Raw genomic sequence first — 16,661 nt, 5'->3', positions numbered from 1 at the left:
TGTGACACGTGTCGCAGTTTCGATATAGGAGGTTCGAATGACCAGTTCAGTCAAAGCAATCCTCGACCTGAAGGGCAGGGACGTCGTTACCGCCGGGCCGAACACCACCGTTGCCGAGGCAGCCGTTATCCTCAGCAAGAAGAAGATCGGCGCCATTGTCGTCGTCGGTATGGAGAATCGGATTTCCGGCATGTTCACCGAGCGCGATCTCGTGCATGCCATCGCCAAACACGGCAAGGAAGGCCTCGACCAGTCGCTCGCCCAGGTCATGACCGCCAAGGTCTACCGCTGCCATGAGGAGACGACCGTCAACGAGCTGATGGAACTGATGACCAGCCGCCGCTTCCGCCACGTTCCGGTGGAAAGCAACGGCAAGCTTGCCGGCATCATCTCGATCGGCGACGTGGTGAAATCGCGGATCGCCGAAGTCGAGCGCGAGGCCGAGGACATCAAGGCCTATATCGCCGGCTGAGATATCGCCTGTTTGTTCAAACGACGCCGTCGTCGCCCCAGAGCTTGTTGCGGGACGGCGCTCACGCAGGGCTGGCGTAGACTTCCTGCATGCGCTTGATCTCGGGGAGCCGGGCTCTCGCCTCCTCGTAGCCGCGCTCGATCGCCTCACCGGCCCGATGAAATTCAGAAAGACCGATATAGCTGAGGCGCGGCTGCAGCGAAATGTCAGGCGGATCGCCGGCAAGGCGGGCGCGGGCGATCCTGTCCTGGATGATGTTGAAGGCTTGCACCATGACGCCGGTCATGCCGAGGCGAGCATAGGGGGCCTCTTCCTGTTTCTGCACTTCCTGCGGCGAGAGGCTGGCATTGTGCCGGACGACGGCCGAGCGGCCATAGAGGTCGTAATTGAGATTGACGGCGACGACCAGCGGCTGCTCATAGGCGCGGCAGACGGAAACGGGAACCGGATTGACCAGCGCGCCGTCGACCAGCGTGCGGTGATTGCTGCGGACCGGCTCGAAGATGCCGGGCAGGGCATAAGAAGCGCGCAGCGCCGTGATCAACGAACCATTGGCGATCCAGACTTCGTGACCGGTATTGACCTCGGCCGCAACCGCGACGAACGGCCGGTCCAGATCCTCGACATTCAGGCCTTCGAGATGCTCCTGCATGCGCTTGGTCAGCCGCATGCCGCCGAACAGGCCGCTGCCGCCGATGGTCAGATCGAGCAGGCTCGCGATGCGGCGCATGGTCAGCGAGCGCGCGAAGCTTTCGAGTTCATCGAGTTTGCCGGCGAGATAGCAGCCGCCGACCAGCGCGCCGATCGATGTGCCGGCAATCATGCCGATCTCGATCCCGGCCTCGTCAAGGGCGCGCAATACGCCGATATGGGCCCAGCCGCGGGCCGCTCCGCCGCCAAGTGCGAGCGCGATCTTGATTCTCTTGACAGGCGCGGGCGAAGGGATTGTCTCGAGTATGGTCGACATGCCGGAACCGGAACCTTCGCCTTCAGCGCTTTGACGGTGCAGACTCCAGTTCAGCATTGCGCTCTCCCCTCCCAGCAGAACACGTATGTCACGATAGTGTGTGATCAGTTGTCAAATGGTATATAGAACCGGTTTCTGGCACAATAAGGGGCAAAAGCCGGGACGTTCGGTCTATTTTCCGTAGACGTCCTGCGGATCGAAATGCCGCTCGTCGTCGACGATATCGAGCATTGGCTTTCCGTCGCGCAGCGTGACCGTCCGGTAGAAGCAGGAACGGCGGCCGGTGTGACAGGTGGCGTCATGGCCGGCGACTTCGACCTTCAGCCAGATGGCGTCCTGATCGCAATCCGTGCGAATTTCCTTCACCGTCTGAAGGTTGCCCGAGGTTTCGCCCTTCTTCCAGATCTTGCCACGCGACCGGCTGAAATAATGGGCCGTGCCCGTCTGGATGGTCAGCGCCAAGGCCTGGGCATTCATATGCGCCACCATCAGCAGTTCGTCATCGCGGGCGTCGGTGACGATCGCCGTGATCAGGCCGCGGTCGTCGAAACGCGGCGTGAAATCGCCGGCGTCTTCCAACGCCGACTTGTCCTCGGATGGTTGATTGAAGATCAGTTGGTTCATCGCGGCCCTCCTGAGGGAGCCGGTATCAGCGGCTCCGCACCATGCTCATGAAACGGGCCTGATCGGCCGGTTCGGTCTTGAACGTTCCCGTAAACGTGGTCGTCAACGTGGTCGAACCCTGCTTCTGAACGCCACGCATCGCCATGCACATATGTTCGGCCTCGATCATCACGGCGACGCCTCGCGGATTGAGCGTATCGTCGATGGCCCGGGCGATCTGCGCGGTCATCGTTTCCTGCGTCTGCAGCCGGCGGCCGTAGATCTCGACGACGCGGGCAATCTTCGACAGGCCGAGCACGCGACCATCAGGCATGTAAGCGACATGCGCCTTGCCGATGATCGGCACCATATGGTGTTCGCAATGCGAGTAGAACGGAATGTCCTTGACGAGGACCATGTCATCGTAGCCGGCGACTTCTTCGAAGGTGCGGCCAAGCACGTCTTCCGGCGCCATGTCGTAGCCGGCAAAAAGCTCGCGGTAAGCCTTGGCGACACGGGCCGGCGTTTCGATAAGGCCTTCGCGCGTCGGATCGTCACCGGCCCAGCGCAGCAGAACGCGAACGGCTTCCTCCGCCTCCTGCTGGGAGGGGCGGTCCGAGTCACGGTTCGGCTGCGGAAAGTTCTTTACGATGGCGTCCATGATCAATGGTCTCCTGGCCCGCATCGCGGGCCCATCTGTCGGAATTGCCACTGGTCAGTCCCATGCGGGAATTCATGCACCTTTGGCAGGCTCCGGGGCTTTCAGGGCAAATTCAAACGCCCGTCCGGCACGGTTTCCCAATCAAACTTACATAAGGCCATTGCATTTTCATGGCCTTCGAACGACATACATATAGGAAGACGGCCATTGTATGTAAGTATCCTCGGGCGACACGGTGTGTTTTTTGTTTCAATAACAATAACAGCCCTTAGGGAGGCCGATCCGCAGCGATTTTGGAGCGGAAATCCAGCATGGACGACATCTACAACAGCAAAATCCTCGAATTCGCCGGCAATATTCCGTTGACGGGCACGCTTGATGATGCCGATGCTACCGCCCAGGCGCATTCCAAGCTTTGCGGCTCCAAGGTTCGGATCTGGCTGAAGATGGATGGCGATATCGTCACGGCTTTTTCCCATGACGTGAAGGCCTGTGCACTCGGTCAGGCCTCGTCCTCGATCATGGCCCGCCATGTCATTGGCGCCACGTCGGGTGAATTGCGGCAGGCGCGCCTCGACATGCTCGCCATGCTGAAGGCGGACGGGGCCGGGCCCACCGGACGGTTCGAGGACATGCGTTACCTGTTGCCCGTGCGGGATTACAAGGCCCGTCACGCTTCGACGATGCTGACCTTCGACGCGGTCGTCGATGCGCTCGGGCAGATCGAGGCGAAACGGGCGGAAGTTGTCGAGGCGTAACTGACATGTGCGAGTTCTGCGTCCGGCAGGCTGACGATGAGGATGACGGCGGCGCGGCCGCATCCAGCCCGCGGCGCGAAAAGACCGCATCCTACTCCCGCAACTATTCCGGGCCGTTCCGCAAGACCCCTGACCGCCTGTTCGGCATGGGGCTAATCCGCCTCTATCAGTTGACGTTGTCCGGCTTTGTCGGCAATTCCTGCCGCCATATCCCGACCTGCTCCGAATATGGTTACGAGTCGATCGCCCGCCACGGTCTCTGGGCCGGCGGCTGGATGACGCTGTTTCGCGTCGGTCGCTGCGGCCCGGGCGGAACCAGCGGCCTCGACCCGGTTCCGGAAATGCTCGGCGACGGCTTCCGCTGGTGGGCACCGTGGCGCTATGTATCCCTCGGACGCAAGAGAGCGTAAGTGCGATGACGATATCAAGCGATGGAGGAGAGGACTTCTGGCGGCCATGAGCACCTTTATTGCCCTCCTGCACAGCATCGTCCTCACGCCCGACCGCCGGGTGATCATGGAAGACTTGCGCGCGCTTGCGACAGAGCTCGGCTATCGCGAACCGCGCACGCTGGTTTCAACAGGCAATCTCGTTTTCGAAGCTGACGAACTGCGCCCGCATGAACTCGAGGTCGCGCTGGAAGAGGGCTTCGAACAGAAGTTCGGCAAACATGTCGATATCATCGTGCGCAGCGACTGCACCTGGATGGCGCTTTGCAGCACCAATCCCTTCAGGGACGGCAGCGGTGATCAGGTAATCGTCCGGGTGATGCGCCTGCCGGTCGACCCGCAGAAGGTGGAGGCATTGAAGCCGCTGATGACGGAAGGGCAACGCATCGCCATCGTCGGCGGCGATCTCTGGATCGATTTCGCCGGCAAACCGAGCCAGTCGAAACTGCTTTCGGCGCTGACGACCAAGCGGATAGGCATCGGTACGATGCGCAACTGGAACACGGTCTGCGGCCTCGCTCAGATGATCATGTAGGCCGGCTCCTTCTTTACTCTCGGGCGAAATCTGGGTATCAGGCGGCCAGCGTATCCAGGCAATGGAGGCGCTGTCGTTGCAACCACCCGCATTCGTTGGCGGGACTGGACAAGGAGAATTTCGATGTCCCAATCTGTTTCCCTGACATTTCCTGATGGTTCCGTGCGCAGCTTCCCGGCCGGCGCAACGGGCAAGGATGTCGCCGAATCCATTTCCAAGTCGCTCGCCAAGAGCGCCGTCGCCATTGCGCTTGACGGCGCCGTGCAGGACCTGTCCGATGCCGTCACCGACGGCAAGATCGAGATTGTGACGCGCAAGGACCCGCGCGCGCTGGAGCTCATCCGGCATGACGCTGCGCATGTGATGGCCGAGGCCGTGCAGGAACTCTGGCCCGGCACTCAGGTGACGATCGGGCCGGTAATCGAAAACGGCTTTTACTACGACTTCGCCAAGAACGAGCCCTTCACGCCCGACGATCTGCCGAAGATCGAAAAGAAGATGCGGGAAATCATTGCCCGCAACGCGCCCTTCACCAAGCAGGTCTGGTCGCGCGAGAAGGCCAGGGAAGTCTTTGCCGCCAAGGGCGAGCAGTACAAGGTCGAGCTCGTCGACGCGATCCCGGCAGGGCAGGACCTGAAGATCTATCATCAGGGCGACTGGTTCGACCTCTGCCGCGGCCCGCATATGGCCTCCACCGGTCAGGTCGGCACCGCCTTCAAGCTGATGAAAGTCGCCGGCGCCTATTGGCGCGGCGACAGCAACAATGCCATGCTGTCGCGCATCTATGGCACGGCATGGGCTGACCAGGCCGATCTCGACAATTACCTGCACGTGCTGGCGGAAGCCGAAAAGCGCGATCATCGCAAGCTCGGCCGCGAAATGGACCTGTTCCATTTCCAGGAAGAAGGCCCGGGCGTCGTCTTCTGGCACGGCAAGGGCTGGCGCATCTTCCAGACGCTCGTCGCCTATATGCGCCGCCGTCTTGCCGCCGACTATCAGGAAGTCAACGCACCGCAGGTGCTCGACACTGCGCTCTGGGAGACCTCGGGGCACTGGGGCTGGTATCAGGAAAACATGTTCGCCGTGAAATCGGCGCATGCGATGACGCATCCCGACGACAAGGAAGCGGATAATCGCGTCTTCGCGCTGAAGCCGATGAACTGCCCCGGCCATGTGCAGATCTTCAAGCACGGCCTGAAGTCCTATCGCGAGCTGCCGATCCGCCTGGCCGAATTCGGCCTGGTGCATCGCTACGAGCCTTCGGGTGCGCTGCACGGCTTGATGCGCGTGCGCGGTTTCACGCAGGACGACGCGCATATCTTCTGCACCGACGAGCAGATGGCCGCCGAATGCCTGAAGATCAACGATCTGATCCTCTCGGTCTACGAAGACTTCGGCTTCAAGGAAATCGTCGTCAAGCTTTCCACCCGCCCGGAAAAACGCGTCGGTTCCGACGCGCTCTGGGATCGTGCCGAAGCCGTCATGACCGACGTGCTGAAGACGATCGAGGCGCAGTCCGAGGGCCGCATCAAGACCGGCATCCTGCCGGGCGAGGGCGCTTTCTACGGTCCGAAGTTCGAATATACGCTGAAGGATGCGATCGGCCGCGAATGGCAGTGCGGCACGACGCAGGTCGACTTCAACCTGCCGGAACGCTTCGGCGCCTTCTATATCGACAGCAACTCCGAAAAGACGCAGCCGGTGATGATTCACCGCGCCATCTGCGGCTCGATGGAGCGCTTCCTCGGCATCCTGATCGAGAACTTCGCCGGCCATATGCCGCTCTGGGTATCGCCGCTGCAGGTGGTGGTCGCAACGATCACGTCGGAAGCCGATGCCTACGGGCTTGAAGTGGCCGAGGCGCTACGCGAGGCCGGTCTCAACGTCGAGACCGACTTCCGCAACGAGAAGATCAACTACAAGATCCGCGAACATTCGGTCACCAAGGTGCCCGTGATCATCGTCTGCGGCAGGAAGGAGGCCGAGGAACGCACGGTCAACATCCGCCGCCTCGGCAGCCAGGACCAGGTGTCGATGGGACTCGACGCTGCGGTCGAGAGCCTGGCCCTCGAGGCGACACCGCCGGACGTGCGTCGCAAGGCCGAAGCAAAGAAAGCCAGGGCGGCCTGAAATCCGCCTGGATCCGACAGCGCCGAACCTGGCGCTGTCGGAAATCTGATATGAAGCCGCAATATTCTCGTCGCAAACGGGGAGCGGGGTTCATCCCGATGCCGGATTGCGCTTCAAAGAATTATCCTATGCCAATGACGCAGACCCGCGCCTGAAGCGCTGGCTGATCCGCTCGATCGAGGGACTTTCGGGCCGTGACCACTATGTCAGGCTCTACGACATCTGGCGCAGCGACATCATCGGCAAGAGCGATCGCGTGTTCGGCAGGCTGCTAGAACTCATCGATGTCGAACTCGACGTCAGGGGTAACTGGCCGCTCCAGCTCGTTCCCGCCGAGCCGATCGTCGTCGTCGCCAACCACCCGTTCGGCATCGGTGACGGCGTGGCGGTGCTGGCGCTTGCCGAACAGCTCGGGCGGCCCTTCAAGGTGCTGATCCACAACGACCTCCTGAAAGTACCGGAGATGGAAGCCTATTCGCTGCCGATCTCCTTCGAGGAAAGCAGACAAGCGGCGGCGATGAACATGAGGAGCCGGAACGAGGCGGTGCGGCTGCTCCGGGAAGGCACCACCATCATTGTCTTTCCGGCCGGCGGCGTGGCGACGGCCAGGAGAGGCTTCGGCCGCGCCGAGGACCTGCCTTGGAAGATGTTTCCGGCAAAACTCATCCAGGCGACGCGGGCAAGCGTGCTGCCGGTCTATTTCGAGGGCCAGAACGGCCGGCTGTTCCATTTGGCGAGCCGTGTGTCGATGACCCTGCGGCTGGCGCTCCTGATCCGCGAATTCCGCCGGCTGTCCGGCAGTACGATGACGGCGCATGTCGGCCAGGTGCTGAGCTGGGAGTCGCTGAGCGATGGCGGTGATCGCAGGGATCTTCTGGCGCGTCTCCATGAGGCAGTCTTTTCGATGGCGCTGCCGCCGACGGACGCGGCCGGGACGTTCCGGATGGGTCGGAACCGCTGGCGGTGATCAGTCGAGGCTGGCGCCGTCGCCGCCCTGCGGCACGAGCTGTTCGTAGGAGGGCAGCGGCTCTGCCGGGGCCGACTGCTCGCCCGGTGGTGGCGGCGTGCCGGCCGGCACTTGTTGTACCGTGCGGGCTGCGCTTACCGGCTGCTGCGGCTGCTGATCCTTCATCAGAACCTCGACATCGGTATTCCTGCCGGCGACAACGGTGAAATCACGCTGATAGATCTTATCCTTGTTGCGGGCGACGGCGGAATATTCGCCTTCGGCAAGGACCATGGTCGGAAAGGCGCTGACGCTTTCGCCGACGCTGTCGCCGGCGGCCGTCAGGATCGACCAGGCCGTATCGGCGATCGCCTCGCCGCCGGTTTCCGAGACCAGCTTGAAGGTGATCTGGGCGGCGCGGTGCTGGATCGTCGCTTCCGTCAGCTTGCCGGCCTCGACCTGGATATCGGCGCGGATGACGGCGTTGACGCTGCCATATTCGGAAACGATGTGATAGGTGCCGGCATTAAGGCGCACGACGGTGTTCGGCGAGACATCGGCCACGACCAGGCCGCGTTCGCCATCCTCGCGCACTTCAGAGGAATAGATCGAGAAGCTCAGCTGGTCGGGGCGGATACGGGCATCGGCGCCGGAGACGGCATTGAGCAGCAGGCCGCCGGCGTCGAGCACCATCACCTGCCTGTCGACATCACCGTCGGCAGGCACGGTCAGCTTCTTGGTGACGCCGGCGCGGCCGAAAGAGACATTGACGAAATAATCGCCCGGAGCCAGCTGGAAGGCGGCCGGGCCGCCCTTGGCGCTGGCGATCAGCGGCAGCTTGCCGTCGGCTCCGGCGATCGGACTGAAGACATACCAGGACAGGCCGTCCTCGACCGGCGTGCCATCGGCCGTCAACTTGGCTTCCATCGTAACATCGCGCAGCTTGGTGCCTTCGGGCACGGTCCCGGGCGCGATGAAGGCATTGAGTTTCGGCATCTTCGACGTCGAGTCGAGCTGCTTGAAATCCTTGAAGGCATCCTGCGCGCCGGCGCCAAGCGGCGTCACCACCATCAGGGCGACGGCAAGGCCGATGCGTGCAAAAGGCGAAATGCCAAACATCTGTTTCGTGAACCGATTGACTTCTGAAATCGCAAAGGCCACTTCAAGACCAACGCGATGGCAAATTCAAGACCCACGCTTTGCAGCAGCATAAAAATGAAAGCTTCCCCGCATGAAATCCGATATCAAACTGATCGACTACCTCGCTGTGCGCCGTTCCATCCCCGCCTTTCAGATGTGTGAACCCGGCCCCGAGAAGGCGGAAATCGAGGAGATCCTGCGTCTTGCCTCGCGTGTTCCCGATCACGGCAAGATCGCGCCCTGGCGCTTCATCGTCTATCGCGGCCAGCAGCGCGCCCGACTCGGCGAAGAACTTCTCAAGCTCGCGCTGGAAAAGAACCCCGAGCTCTCCGAAGAGATGATCCAGGTCGAGCGCACCCGTTTCACCCGCGCGCCCGTGGTCGTCGCCGTGGTCAGCAAGGCGGGACCGCATATCAAGATCCCGGAATGGGAGCAGCTGATGTCGGCCGGCGCGCTCTGCCTTAACGTCATGCTCGCCGCCAATGCCCACGGTTACGTCGCCAACTGGCTGACGGAATGGTTCGCCTATGACGAACGCGCCTATCCGCTGCTCGGTATCGAACGCGGCGAGAAAGTGGCGGGCTTTATCCATATCGGATCCACCACATTCCCGGTGATCGAGCGGCCGCGGCCGGAGCTTGCTGAGACGGTAACGTGGGTCGGGGGAGAGGATTGATGTTCTACACCACCGACAGCAACCGGCACGGGCTTGCGCATGATCCCTTCAAGGCGATCGTCTCGCCGCGGCCGATCGGCTGGATCGGCAGCAAGGGCAGGGACGGTTCGATCAATCTTGCGCCCTATTCCTTTTTCAACGCCGTCGCCGACCGGCCGAAGCTGGTGATGTTTTCTTCCGCCGGGCGCAAACACAGCCAGCGCAATGCAGCGGAGACCGGCGTCTTCACCTGCAATTTCGTCAGCCGTGATCTCGCCGAGAAGATGAACCTCTCCTCGGCAACGCTGGCCTATGGAGACAGCGAATTCGACTTCGCCGGCCTGACGCCGAAGCAGGCGGAACTGATCGACGCGCCTTATGTCGGTGAGGCTTTCGCCGTTCTCGAATGCCAGGTGACCGAAATCATCGAGCCGAAGACGCTGTCGGGCGCGCCGTCTGAAAACGTCCTTGTCTTCGGCGAAGTGGTCGGCATCCGCATCGACGAGGCGATCGTCAGGGACGGCCGGCTCGACATGTCGATTGCCCGGCCTGTCGCGCGCATGGGCTACATGGATTACAGCGAAGGCAGCGATGTTTTCGAGATGTTCCGGCCGCAGGTACCGAAGGCGGAGGTCTGAGCGCAAGGCATACAAAGGCTTAAGAAATATGGTGAACCAATCTTAAACCTTTTGCCGTTACGGTCTCATCATTGAATGGAACGCGAAGGAATCGCGTTCAGGTGCTGAGGCGTCGCGTGATCGTAGAAGCTTTCCTTCGTTGGATCGAAACTGCCAAGACCGGCGACCGGGCTCGGGCCGCGAATGCGCTCGGGCGAGCCTATCTGCAGTCCGAGATGTCCGAAGACGAGCGGAAGGCAGCCGAGATGGCGATGACCTTCCTTCTCGACGACCCATCGCCGCGCGTGCGTCTCGCGCTTGCCGAGGCAATCGCCTGGTCGCCCGATGCGCCGCGCAGCTTGATCCTTTCGCTCGCTGAGGACCAGCCCGAAGTCGCCTGCCACGCCGTTACCTGTTCACCGCTTTTGAGCGATACCGATCTCGTCGATCTTGCCGCGCGCGGCAATGGCGCCACCCGCATGCTGATCGCAGCGAGAGCCCATGTCACGCGCCCGGTCTCTGCTGCCCTTGCGGAAGTCGGCGACGAGGAAGAAGTGCTCTGCCTGCTCGAAAACGACGGCGCGGCAATCTCGACGCAATCGCTGAAACGCATCGCTGAGAGGCTCGGCGACAGCTGCGACATCCGCAACCTGCTGCTAGATCGCAGCGATCTTCCAGCCGATGCCCGTCAGCTGCTCACCCAGCATGTCAGCAATGCGCTCGTCGGCCTGCCGCTGGCGCAGGCGGCGATCGGCCTGCAGCGGCTCCAGCGCATCAGCCGCGAAGCAACCGAGGCAGCCATTGTTTCGATCGCCGGCGACATCGCGCCTCGTGAAATACCCGACCTCGTCGAACACCTGCGTCTCAACGGCCGGCTGACACCGTGCTTCCTCATGCATGCGCTCTGTGCCGGCAAGGTGGATTTCTTCGCTGCCGCGATCGTTGATTTGACGGGCTGCGGCGAGCGCCGGGTGCGTTCGATTCTGGCGACCGGACGCATGCACGCGGTGCGCGCCCTTTATGAATCCGCCGGCCTGCCGAGGGATATCAGCGTCATCTTCGTCGAAGCGACCCTGCTCTGGCGGGATTGCGCCAGAAGAGCCCCAGGCAGCGTGCTCGGCAATATCTGCGGCCGCCTTCTCGAAAAATTCCGCCGCCACGACTCCCACGGTGCGGTCGGTGAATTGCTTGATATGGTGGAAAAGCTTGGGGTCGCCGAACAGCGTCAATCGGCCCGCGTCTATGCAGCGCTTGCGGCTGCTTAATCGTTCAGCCGCGTCACCACCCAGGAATAGCTGTCGGATACGAAATGCACGGGTTTGGAAAGCGTCTCCTTGACGTCTTTGCCCGATGGGAGATGGGCACGGACCTGGCTGGCTATGTTTTCAGCGAAGCCGGCAAGCCTTCCGAGCGGTTCTTCTGCGCGAGCGACAGGAGCGGTCTCAGCTGTAGCGGCAGGCAGAGGGGCCGGTTTCGGCGGTTCTGCTGCGAGTGCTTTCGGCGCCTCGCAGACCGCGATCACTGAGGGATAGCTCACATTGGCATAGGCTTTGAGCCGGCGTTCGGCGTCGGCATCGCAAGCGGCAACGGTTTCCCAGCGTTTGTCGACCGTCGCGACATATCTGCACTGGTTGACGGAATCGTCGCAACCGAGAATGGTCATCGCGATGAGCACCGCTTGCATATTCTGCTTCCTTGGTTATTGAACCTGATATCGCCTTAGACGGTGCAATTCCAACCGAAACAAGGCAAGGGTATTAACTCTTCGTCATGTCAGGCAAAAATTGCGTCACGCAAGATCCGGAGCCAAGATGTCCGTCACCATCGCGCGGGAGTCGCCACGTCAGGAGGGCGTCATGCGCCTCCTCGATCTCTCCGATGCCTATGCAGGGTCGCTCTATCCCGCGGAGAGTAACCATCTTGTCGACCTCGCCTCGCTGGAAAAGCCTTCGGTGAGCTTCCTCGTCGCGCGCAATGATGGGGCAATCGTCGGGTGCTGCGCGCTGCTCGAGGCCGGCGACGGCACGGCGGAGATCAAACGCATGTTCGTCGACCCGCAGGCGAGGGGACTGAGGATCGCCAGCGGTCTGATGAATGCGCTGGAGGCAATCGCAAGGGAAAAGCGGCTGACGGCGATCCGGCTCGAGACCGGCATCTATCAACCCGAGGCGATCGCTCTCTATCGCAAATACGGATATCGGGAGATCGAGCCCTTTGGCAGCTATCTGCCGGATCCGCTCAGCCTGTTCATGGAAAAGCAACTGGGATAACAGCCAGCGAAGCCTTTCAGCCCTCGGCGACGCGGGGGATTGGTTTGGATGGCGGAGCCTGTTCGTCGATGACGATTTGCGGCACCCCGTCGCTGGTCTCGGCGCTGCGGGCCTCATGGATCCATTCGCGCCAGATGGCGACGATCAGCGCCATCAGCACCGGACCGATGAAGAGGCCGAGGAAACCCATCGTCTTGACGCCGCCGACGAGGCCGAAAAAGGTCGGCAGGAAGGGCAGCTTGATCGGACCGCCGACAAGTTTCGGCCGCAGCGTCTTGTCGACGATGAAGAGTTCGACCGTGCCCCAGACGAAAAGACCGACGCCGGCGACGTGCGAGCCGCTCGCCAGGAGATAGATCGAGACCAGCGTGAACGAGAGCGGCGCACCGCCCGGTATCAGCGCCATCACGCCGGTGAGCACGCCGAGGGTGACCGGTGACGGCACGCCGGCGATCCAGTAAGCCACTCCGAGCACGATGCCTTCGCCGATCGCGATCAGCGTCATGCCCATGACGGTGGAACTGATCGTCGCCGGGACGACCCGGGAAATGCGCTCCCAGCGGTTCGGCAGGATGCGCTCGCCCAGCATGTCGATCTGCTTGGAAAAAGAGAAGCCGTCGCGATACACGAAGAACAGCGCGATCAGCATGAAGAGCAACGTCAAGAGGAGGTGGAAAGCGCCACCGCCGGCTGCAAGCACGGCGCGATAGATGTTGCCGATATGGGCGCCGCTGACCGCCTGGATAAGCTCTCCCAGAGCGCCGGGACTGCCGATATATTTCGTCCAGAGATCATCGAGATAGGGGCCCGCAAAGGGCAGCGCCACGATCCAGTTGGGTGTCGGTGCGCCGGCGCGGTTGGCATGGATCGCCCAGGTGACCCAGGTGCGCACTTCACCCGTCGTATAGGTGACCGCAAGCACGATCGGAATAACCAGAAAGGTGACGATCATGACAATCGCGATGGTCGCAGCGATCGTCGTATTGCCCCCGACGCGGGCAAGAAGCTTGCGATAGAGCGGCCAGCTGGCGAAGCCGATGACAAGGGCTGCCAGCACCGGCACGAGGAAGCCGTAGAAGAAATAGACGCCGGCCGCGACGATCAGCACCAGCAGCCAGCGCGCCGCCGAAATGGAGGGGATCAGCGGCGTGCGTGTCGGCGCCGACGGCCCCAGCCATCGCGGCTCATGATTGCTTTTCTGACGATCGAACACACCCACGCGCGCCTCTTCTTATTCTTGTACTCTGGTTATGGGCCATCAACCCGGCGGTTTCAAGGTCCGCGCCGTGAAAGCGTATACAAAGCGTGGCCATTCGACCAACACACATGGCGTCTTACTGCTGCGGGCGGCTGAGAAGCTTGAAGGCGTAGAATTGCGTCTTCTGGCTGGCCGAGAAATTATTGTCGGAGCCGAGGATGAGGACGTCGGCGCCGTCCTTGGCCTTGCCGAGCGACATGGCCTCGATATTGTCGGGGGCGAGGCCGATGGCTAGGAGATCGAGAACCTGGCTCTTGCGGGCAGGGACGACGCGCTGGTCGTTTTTGGCGAGCGACGCGATGGCGGATATATCGGTGGCGTCGGCGAGATCGATCATCATGATCTTGATGTTGTTGCCGAAGCCTTCGGCGTAGCTGCGCTCGACGGCGAGCAGGCGGTGATGGTCGAGGGCGAGAATTTCCGACATGCCGTTGTCATTGCCGCCGTCGGGTTTGGTGGCCGCCTGCGGGATCGGCGACACCGGATAGACGTACTGTGCCTTCGGCTCACCGATTGCGCCGTCGCAGCGGATGATACGCGACAGGCTGCCTGTCGTCAGCGACGGCTTCGGGCCGTCCTGGTAGAGGGCGGCTTCGACGCCGACGAAAACGTCGCCCGAGGGCGCAGCGGCGAGATCCTCGAAGGCGCGATTGTCGCGGATGCCGGTCGACTTGTCGGGAGTCGGCGCAAAGCCCTCCGGCTGGGAGAGCGAAATGCCGGCGGCGCAATCGCCGAAAGGGCAGGCGGTCTCGAAGGTGGCGCCGATCTCGGTGGCGCTGACCAAAACTGTGCTGGACAGAAGAAAAGCGGCAGTCGCGAGAAAACGCTTGGTCATGACTAAATCCGGCAAAAGGTTGAAAAAGCGGGACGAACCGGCGCAGCCGCTCTTCCCAGGGAAGGCCGCACACCGACCGCTTCATGCGCCGGTTGTTTGACGGAGTTGTTACGGTTCTTCGTCAGTTCCGTGAAATCGCAAATGCTAAAATGCGGCGCGCCGGACCGTGGCCGGCTGGCGCGCAGCGTAGCATCTGTTAAATATCGAGGTTCTCGGCGAAGGCCGCGCGCTCCTGGATGAAGCGGAAGCGGGCTTCCGGCTTGGTGCCCATCAGATCATCGACGGCGCTGCGGGTGCCTTCGAAATCGACCTCGTCGATCAGCACCCGGAGCAGCGTGCGCTTGGACGGATCCATCGTGGTTTCCTTGAGCTGGGCCGGCATCATCTCGCCGAGACCTTTGAAGCGGCTGACCTCGACCTTCGCCTTGCCCTTGAATTCCGTCTGCATCAGCTCGGCGCGATGATTGTCGTCGCGGGCGTAGGCGGATTTCGCCCCTTGCGTGATCTTGTAGAGCGGCGGCACGGCGAGGAAGAGATGGCCGCCGCGCACCAGTTCGGGCATTTCCTGATAGAAGAAGGTGATCAGCAACGAGGCGATGTGGGCACCGTCGACGTCGGCATCGGTCATGACGATGATGCGCTCGTAGCGCAGGTCTTCCTGGCGGTATTTCGAGCGCGTGCCGCAGCCGAGCGCCTGGATGAGATCGGCGAGCTGCTGGTTGGCACCGAACTTCTCGCGGCCGGCGCTGGCGACGTTCAGGATCTTGCCGCGCAGCGGAAGGATTGCCTGGTTGGCGCGGTTGCGCGCCTGCTTGGCCGAACCGCCTGCCGAATCGCCCTCGACGATGAAAAGTTCGGCGCCCTCGGCGGTGTTCTGCGAGCAGTCGGCGAGCTTGCCCGGCAGGCGCAGCTTGCGCACTGCCGTCTTGCGGTTGACTTCCTTTTCCTTGCGGCGACGCAGGCGCTCCTCGGCGCGCTCGATCACCCAGTCGAGCAGCTTGGCCGCTTCGTTCGGATTATCGGCGAGATAATGGTCGAACGGATCACGCAGCGCATTCTCGACGATGCGCTGGGCCTCGACGGTCGCCAGCTTGTCCTTGGTCTGGCCGACGAATTCCGGCTCGCGGATGAAGACCGACAGCATGCCGACGGCCGAGATCATCACGTCATCCGTGGTGATCTGCGCGGCGCGCTTGTTCTGCGTCAGCTCGGCATAGGCCTTGAGACCCTTGGTCAGCGCGATGCGCAAACCGGCCTCATGCGTGCCGCCTTCAGGGGTCGGAATGGTGTTGCAATAGGAATGCACTTGCGGATCGCCACCGTACCAGGTGATCGCCCATTCCATCGAGCCGTGGCCGCTGGCCTTCTCCGTCTTGCCGGCGAAGATTTCGCGGGTGACGGTGAATTCCTTGCCCATCGTCGCCTGGAGATAATCCTTGAGGCCGCCGGGGAAATGGAAGGTGGCCCTGTCAGGCACCTCCGACCCTTCGGGCAGTACGCCGGGCTCGCAGCTCCAGCGTATTTCGACGCCGCCGAAGAGGTAGGCCTTGGAGCGCGCCATGCGAAAGACGCGGGCGGCGTCGAACTTCATATGCTCCCCGAAGATCTGGGCGTCCGGATGGAAGCGCACGCGGGTGCCGCGGCGATTATGGACGTCGCCCAATTCTTCGAGGCCGCCCTGCGGCAGGCCGCGGGAGAAGCGCTGGCGGTAAAGCTTGCGGTTTCGCGCCACCTCGACTTCGAGGAAATCGGAAAGCGCGTTGACGACCGAAACGCCGACGCCGTGCAGGCCGCCCGACGTCTCGTAGGCCTTGCCGTCGAATTTGCCGCCGGCATGCAGCTTGGTCATGATGACTTCGAGCGTGGATTTGCCCGGAACTTGCGGATGGTTCTCGACGGGAATGCCGCGCCCGTTGTCGGAGACGGTGAGATAGCCCTGCAGATCGAGATGCACTTCGATGAAATTGGCGTGCCCGGCGACCGCTTCGTCCATCGCATTGTCGATGACTTCGGCGAAGAGGTGATGCAGCGCCTTTTCGTCGGTGCCGCCGATATACATACCCGGGCGCATGCGCACCGGCTCAAGACCTTCGAGGACACGGATCGACGAAGCACCATAATCATCCGGGTTCGAGGCGACGGGCGCCGGGCGCGCAGCAGCCGAAGGTTGGGTAGCGGTCACCGGAGCGGCCGCCGGCGGCCGTTCACTCGACGCGGCGGGCTTCTGCGCCTCCTCGCGTTTTTCGGAGAGGGGCAGGCCGGAAAAAAGGTCGTTGCTATCGTCCATGGAGCCGTTCAGATCTTCGTCCTGTCTTGGGTGGGCATGCGCCGCCGACCCAAAATCACCGCATTTCATGTCACGTTT

Annotated in this window: 18 protein-coding genes; 10 read left to right on the top strand and 8 right to left on the bottom strand. The window is 62.2% G+C overall.

The genetic code is table 11. The features are described 5' to 3' along the window. The first annotated feature begins 37 nt into the window (after nucleotides 1–37). On the top strand, nucleotides 38–472 hold the full coding sequence (locus J0663_RS20475) for a CBS domain-containing protein (RefSeq protein WP_207242185.1): 435 nt from the start codon (nucleotides 38–40) through the stop codon (nucleotides 470–472). A 61-nt stretch (nucleotides 473–533) separates the two neighbouring features. On the opposite strand, the gene J0663_RS20470 is transcribed toward J0663_RS20475, so the two are convergent. From J0663_RS20470 to folE, 3 genes are all read right to left on the bottom strand, one after another. After that, nucleotides 534–1,496 (bottom strand): patatin-like phospholipase family protein, encoded by a 963-nt coding sequence (locus J0663_RS20470; RefSeq protein WP_207242184.1) that lies wholly within the window; start codon nucleotides 1,494–1,496, stop codon nucleotides 534–536. 114 nt (nucleotides 1,497–1,610) lie between these two features. Continuing rightward, nucleotides 1,611–2,063: a phosphoribosyl-AMP cyclohydrolase gene (hisI, locus tag J0663_RS20465; RefSeq protein WP_207242183.1), complete on the bottom strand. Its 453-nt coding sequence runs from the start codon at nucleotides 2,061–2,063 to the stop codon at nucleotides 1,611–1,613. A 25-nt stretch (nucleotides 2,064–2,088) separates the two neighbouring features. Beyond that, nucleotides 2,089–2,703, bottom strand: a complete 615-nt coding sequence (folE, locus tag J0663_RS20460; RefSeq protein ID WP_011425463.1) for a GTP cyclohydrolase I FolE — start codon at nucleotides 2,701–2,703, stop codon at nucleotides 2,089–2,091. Nucleotides 2,704–3,014: 311 nt separating this feature from the next. Between folE and J0663_RS20455 the strand changes: the two genes are divergently transcribed. From J0663_RS20455 to J0663_RS20435, 5 genes are all read left to right on the top strand, one after another. After that, complete coding sequence (locus J0663_RS20455) at nucleotides 3,015–3,461, top strand: iron-sulfur cluster assembly scaffold protein (protein WP_207242182.1); 447 nt, start codon at nucleotides 3,015–3,017, stop codon at nucleotides 3,459–3,461. A gap of 5 nt (nucleotides 3,462–3,466) precedes the next feature. Further along, nucleotides 3,467–3,871, top strand: a complete 405-nt coding sequence (gene yidD, locus J0663_RS20450; protein WP_207242181.1) for a membrane protein insertion efficiency factor YidD — start codon at nucleotides 3,467–3,469, stop codon at nucleotides 3,869–3,871. 46 nt (nucleotides 3,872–3,917) lie between these two features. After that, a complete protein-coding gene (locus tag J0663_RS20445; protein ID WP_207242180.1) occupies nucleotides 3,918–4,445 on the top strand; it encodes a DUF1697 domain-containing protein in 528 nt (175 codons plus the stop codon). 123 nt (nucleotides 4,446–4,568) lie between these two features. Further along, nucleotides 4,569–6,575, top strand: a complete 2,007-nt coding sequence (gene thrS / locus J0663_RS20440) for a threonine--tRNA ligase (RefSeq protein WP_207242179.1) — start codon at nucleotides 4,569–4,571, stop codon at nucleotides 6,573–6,575. Nucleotides 6,576–6,681: 106 nt separating this feature from the next. Continuing rightward, a complete protein-coding gene (locus J0663_RS20435) occupies nucleotides 6,682–7,542 on the top strand; it encodes a lysophospholipid acyltransferase family protein (RefSeq protein ID WP_207242178.1) in 861 nt (286 codons plus the stop codon). Here J0663_RS20435 and J0663_RS20430 read toward each other — a convergent pair whose 3' ends face one another. Continuing rightward, nucleotides 7,543–8,640, bottom strand: a complete 1,098-nt coding sequence (locus J0663_RS20430; RefSeq protein ID WP_207242177.1) for a hypothetical protein — start codon at nucleotides 8,638–8,640, stop codon at nucleotides 7,543–7,545. A 112-nt stretch (nucleotides 8,641–8,752) separates the two neighbouring features. On the opposite strand from J0663_RS20430, the gene J0663_RS20425 reads away from it, so the two are divergent. From J0663_RS20425 to J0663_RS20415, 3 genes are all read left to right on the top strand, one after another. Next, nucleotides 8,753–9,337 (top strand): nitroreductase family protein, encoded by a 585-nt coding sequence (locus J0663_RS20425; protein WP_207242176.1) that lies wholly within the window; start codon nucleotides 8,753–8,755, stop codon nucleotides 9,335–9,337. Then, on the top strand, nucleotides 9,337–9,954 hold the full coding sequence (locus J0663_RS20420) for a flavin reductase family protein (RefSeq protein WP_207242175.1): 618 nt from the start codon (nucleotides 9,337–9,339) through the stop codon (nucleotides 9,952–9,954). The genes J0663_RS20425 and J0663_RS20420 overlap by 1 nt, the downstream gene beginning before the upstream one ends. 101 nt (nucleotides 9,955–10,055) lie before the next feature. Next, nucleotides 10,056–11,198, top strand: coding sequence for a DUF2336 domain-containing protein (locus J0663_RS20415; protein ID WP_207242174.1), 1,143 nt, complete (start codon nucleotides 10,056–10,058; stop codon nucleotides 11,196–11,198). Here J0663_RS20415 and J0663_RS20410 read toward each other — a convergent pair. Further along, nucleotides 11,195–11,617, bottom strand: coding sequence for a hypothetical protein (locus J0663_RS20410; RefSeq protein ID WP_207242173.1), 423 nt, complete (start codon nucleotides 11,615–11,617; stop codon nucleotides 11,195–11,197). The genes J0663_RS20415 and J0663_RS20410 overlap by 4 nt on opposite strands. A gap of 127 nt (nucleotides 11,618–11,744) precedes the next feature. Here J0663_RS20410 and J0663_RS20405 point away from each other — a divergent pair, with 127 nt between their 5' ends. Continuing rightward, nucleotides 11,745–12,203, top strand: coding sequence for a GNAT family N-acetyltransferase (locus tag J0663_RS20405; RefSeq protein WP_207242172.1), 459 nt, complete (start codon nucleotides 11,745–11,747; stop codon nucleotides 12,201–12,203). Nucleotides 12,204–12,219: 16 nt separating this feature from the next. On the opposite strand, the gene J0663_RS20400 is transcribed toward J0663_RS20405, so the two are convergent. The 3 genes from J0663_RS20400 to parE form a co-directional block, all read right to left on the bottom strand. Further along, nucleotides 12,220–13,422 carry an AI-2E family transporter gene (locus J0663_RS20400; protein WP_207242171.1) on the bottom strand — a complete coding sequence of 401 codons (1,203 nt, stop codon included), beginning with the start codon at nucleotides 13,420–13,422 and terminating at the stop codon, nucleotides 12,220–12,222. Between the two features lie 115 nt (nucleotides 13,423–13,537). Then, entirely contained in the window at nucleotides 13,538–14,296 is a 759-nt protein-coding gene (locus J0663_RS20395) for an esterase-like activity of phytase family protein (protein ID WP_207242170.1), read from the bottom strand. A 196-nt stretch (nucleotides 14,297–14,492) separates the two neighbouring features. Next, nucleotides 14,493–16,583, bottom strand: coding sequence for a DNA topoisomerase IV subunit B (parE, locus tag J0663_RS20390; protein ID WP_207242169.1), 2,091 nt, complete (start codon nucleotides 16,581–16,583; stop codon nucleotides 14,493–14,495). Nucleotides 16,584–16,661 lie beyond the last annotated feature (78 nt).

It is taken from the genome of Rhizobium lentis (assembly GCF_017352135.1).
Classification (GTDB): Bacteria; Pseudomonadota; Alphaproteobacteria; order Rhizobiales; family Rhizobiaceae; genus Rhizobium; species Rhizobium lentis.
This window is presented reverse-complemented; position numbering and strand designations above follow the sequence as displayed.

Bases quoted from the DNA above. Each gene is read 5' to 3' on its own strand.
- parE (WP_207242169.1), bottom strand. From the start codon at position 16,583: ATGGACGATAGCAACGACCTTTTTTCCGGCCTGCCCCTCTCCGAAAAA.
- folE (WP_011425463.1), bottom strand. From the start codon at position 2,703: ATGGACGCCATCGTAAAGAACTTTCCGCAGCCGAACCGTGACTCGGAC.
- J0663_RS20445 (WP_207242180.1), top strand. From the start codon at position 3,918: ATGAGCACCTTTATTGCCCTCCTGCACAGCATCGTCCTCACGCCCGAC.
- yidD (WP_207242181.1), top strand. From the start codon at position 3,467: ATGTGCGAGTTCTGCGTCCGGCAGGCTGACGATGAGGATGACGGCGGC.
- J0663_RS20405 (WP_207242172.1), top strand. From the start codon at position 11,745: ATGTCCGTCACCATCGCGCGGGAGTCGCCACGTCAGGAGGGCGTCATG.
- J0663_RS20395 (WP_207242170.1), bottom strand. From the start codon at position 14,296: ATGACCAAGCGTTTTCTCGCGACTGCCGCTTTTCTTCTGTCCAGCACA.
- J0663_RS20430 (WP_207242177.1), bottom strand. From the start codon at position 8,640: ATGTTTGGCATTTCGCCTTTTGCACGCATCGGCCTTGCCGTCGCCCTG.
- hisI (WP_207242183.1), bottom strand. From the start codon at position 2,063: ATGAACCAACTGATCTTCAATCAACCATCCGAGGACAAGTCGGCGTTG.
- J0663_RS20420 (WP_207242175.1), top strand. From the start codon at position 9,337: ATGTTCTACACCACCGACAGCAACCGGCACGGGCTTGCGCATGATCCC.
- J0663_RS20470 (WP_207242184.1), bottom strand. From the start codon at position 1,496: ATGCTGAACTGGAGTCTGCACCGTCAAAGCGCTGAAGGCGAAGGTTCC.
- thrS (WP_207242179.1), top strand. From the start codon at position 4,569: ATGTCCCAATCTGTTTCCCTGACATTTCCTGATGGTTCCGTGCGCAGC.
- J0663_RS20455 (WP_207242182.1), top strand. From the start codon at position 3,015: ATGGACGACATCTACAACAGCAAAATCCTCGAATTCGCCGGCAATATT.
- J0663_RS20425 (WP_207242176.1), top strand. From the start codon at position 8,753: ATGAAATCCGATATCAAACTGATCGACTACCTCGCTGTGCGCCGTTCC.
- J0663_RS20475 (WP_207242185.1), top strand. From the start codon at position 38: ATGACCAGTTCAGTCAAAGCAATCCTCGACCTGAAGGGCAGGGACGTC.
- J0663_RS20410 (WP_207242173.1), bottom strand. From the start codon at position 11,617: ATGCAAGCGGTGCTCATCGCGATGACCATTCTCGGTTGCGACGATTCC.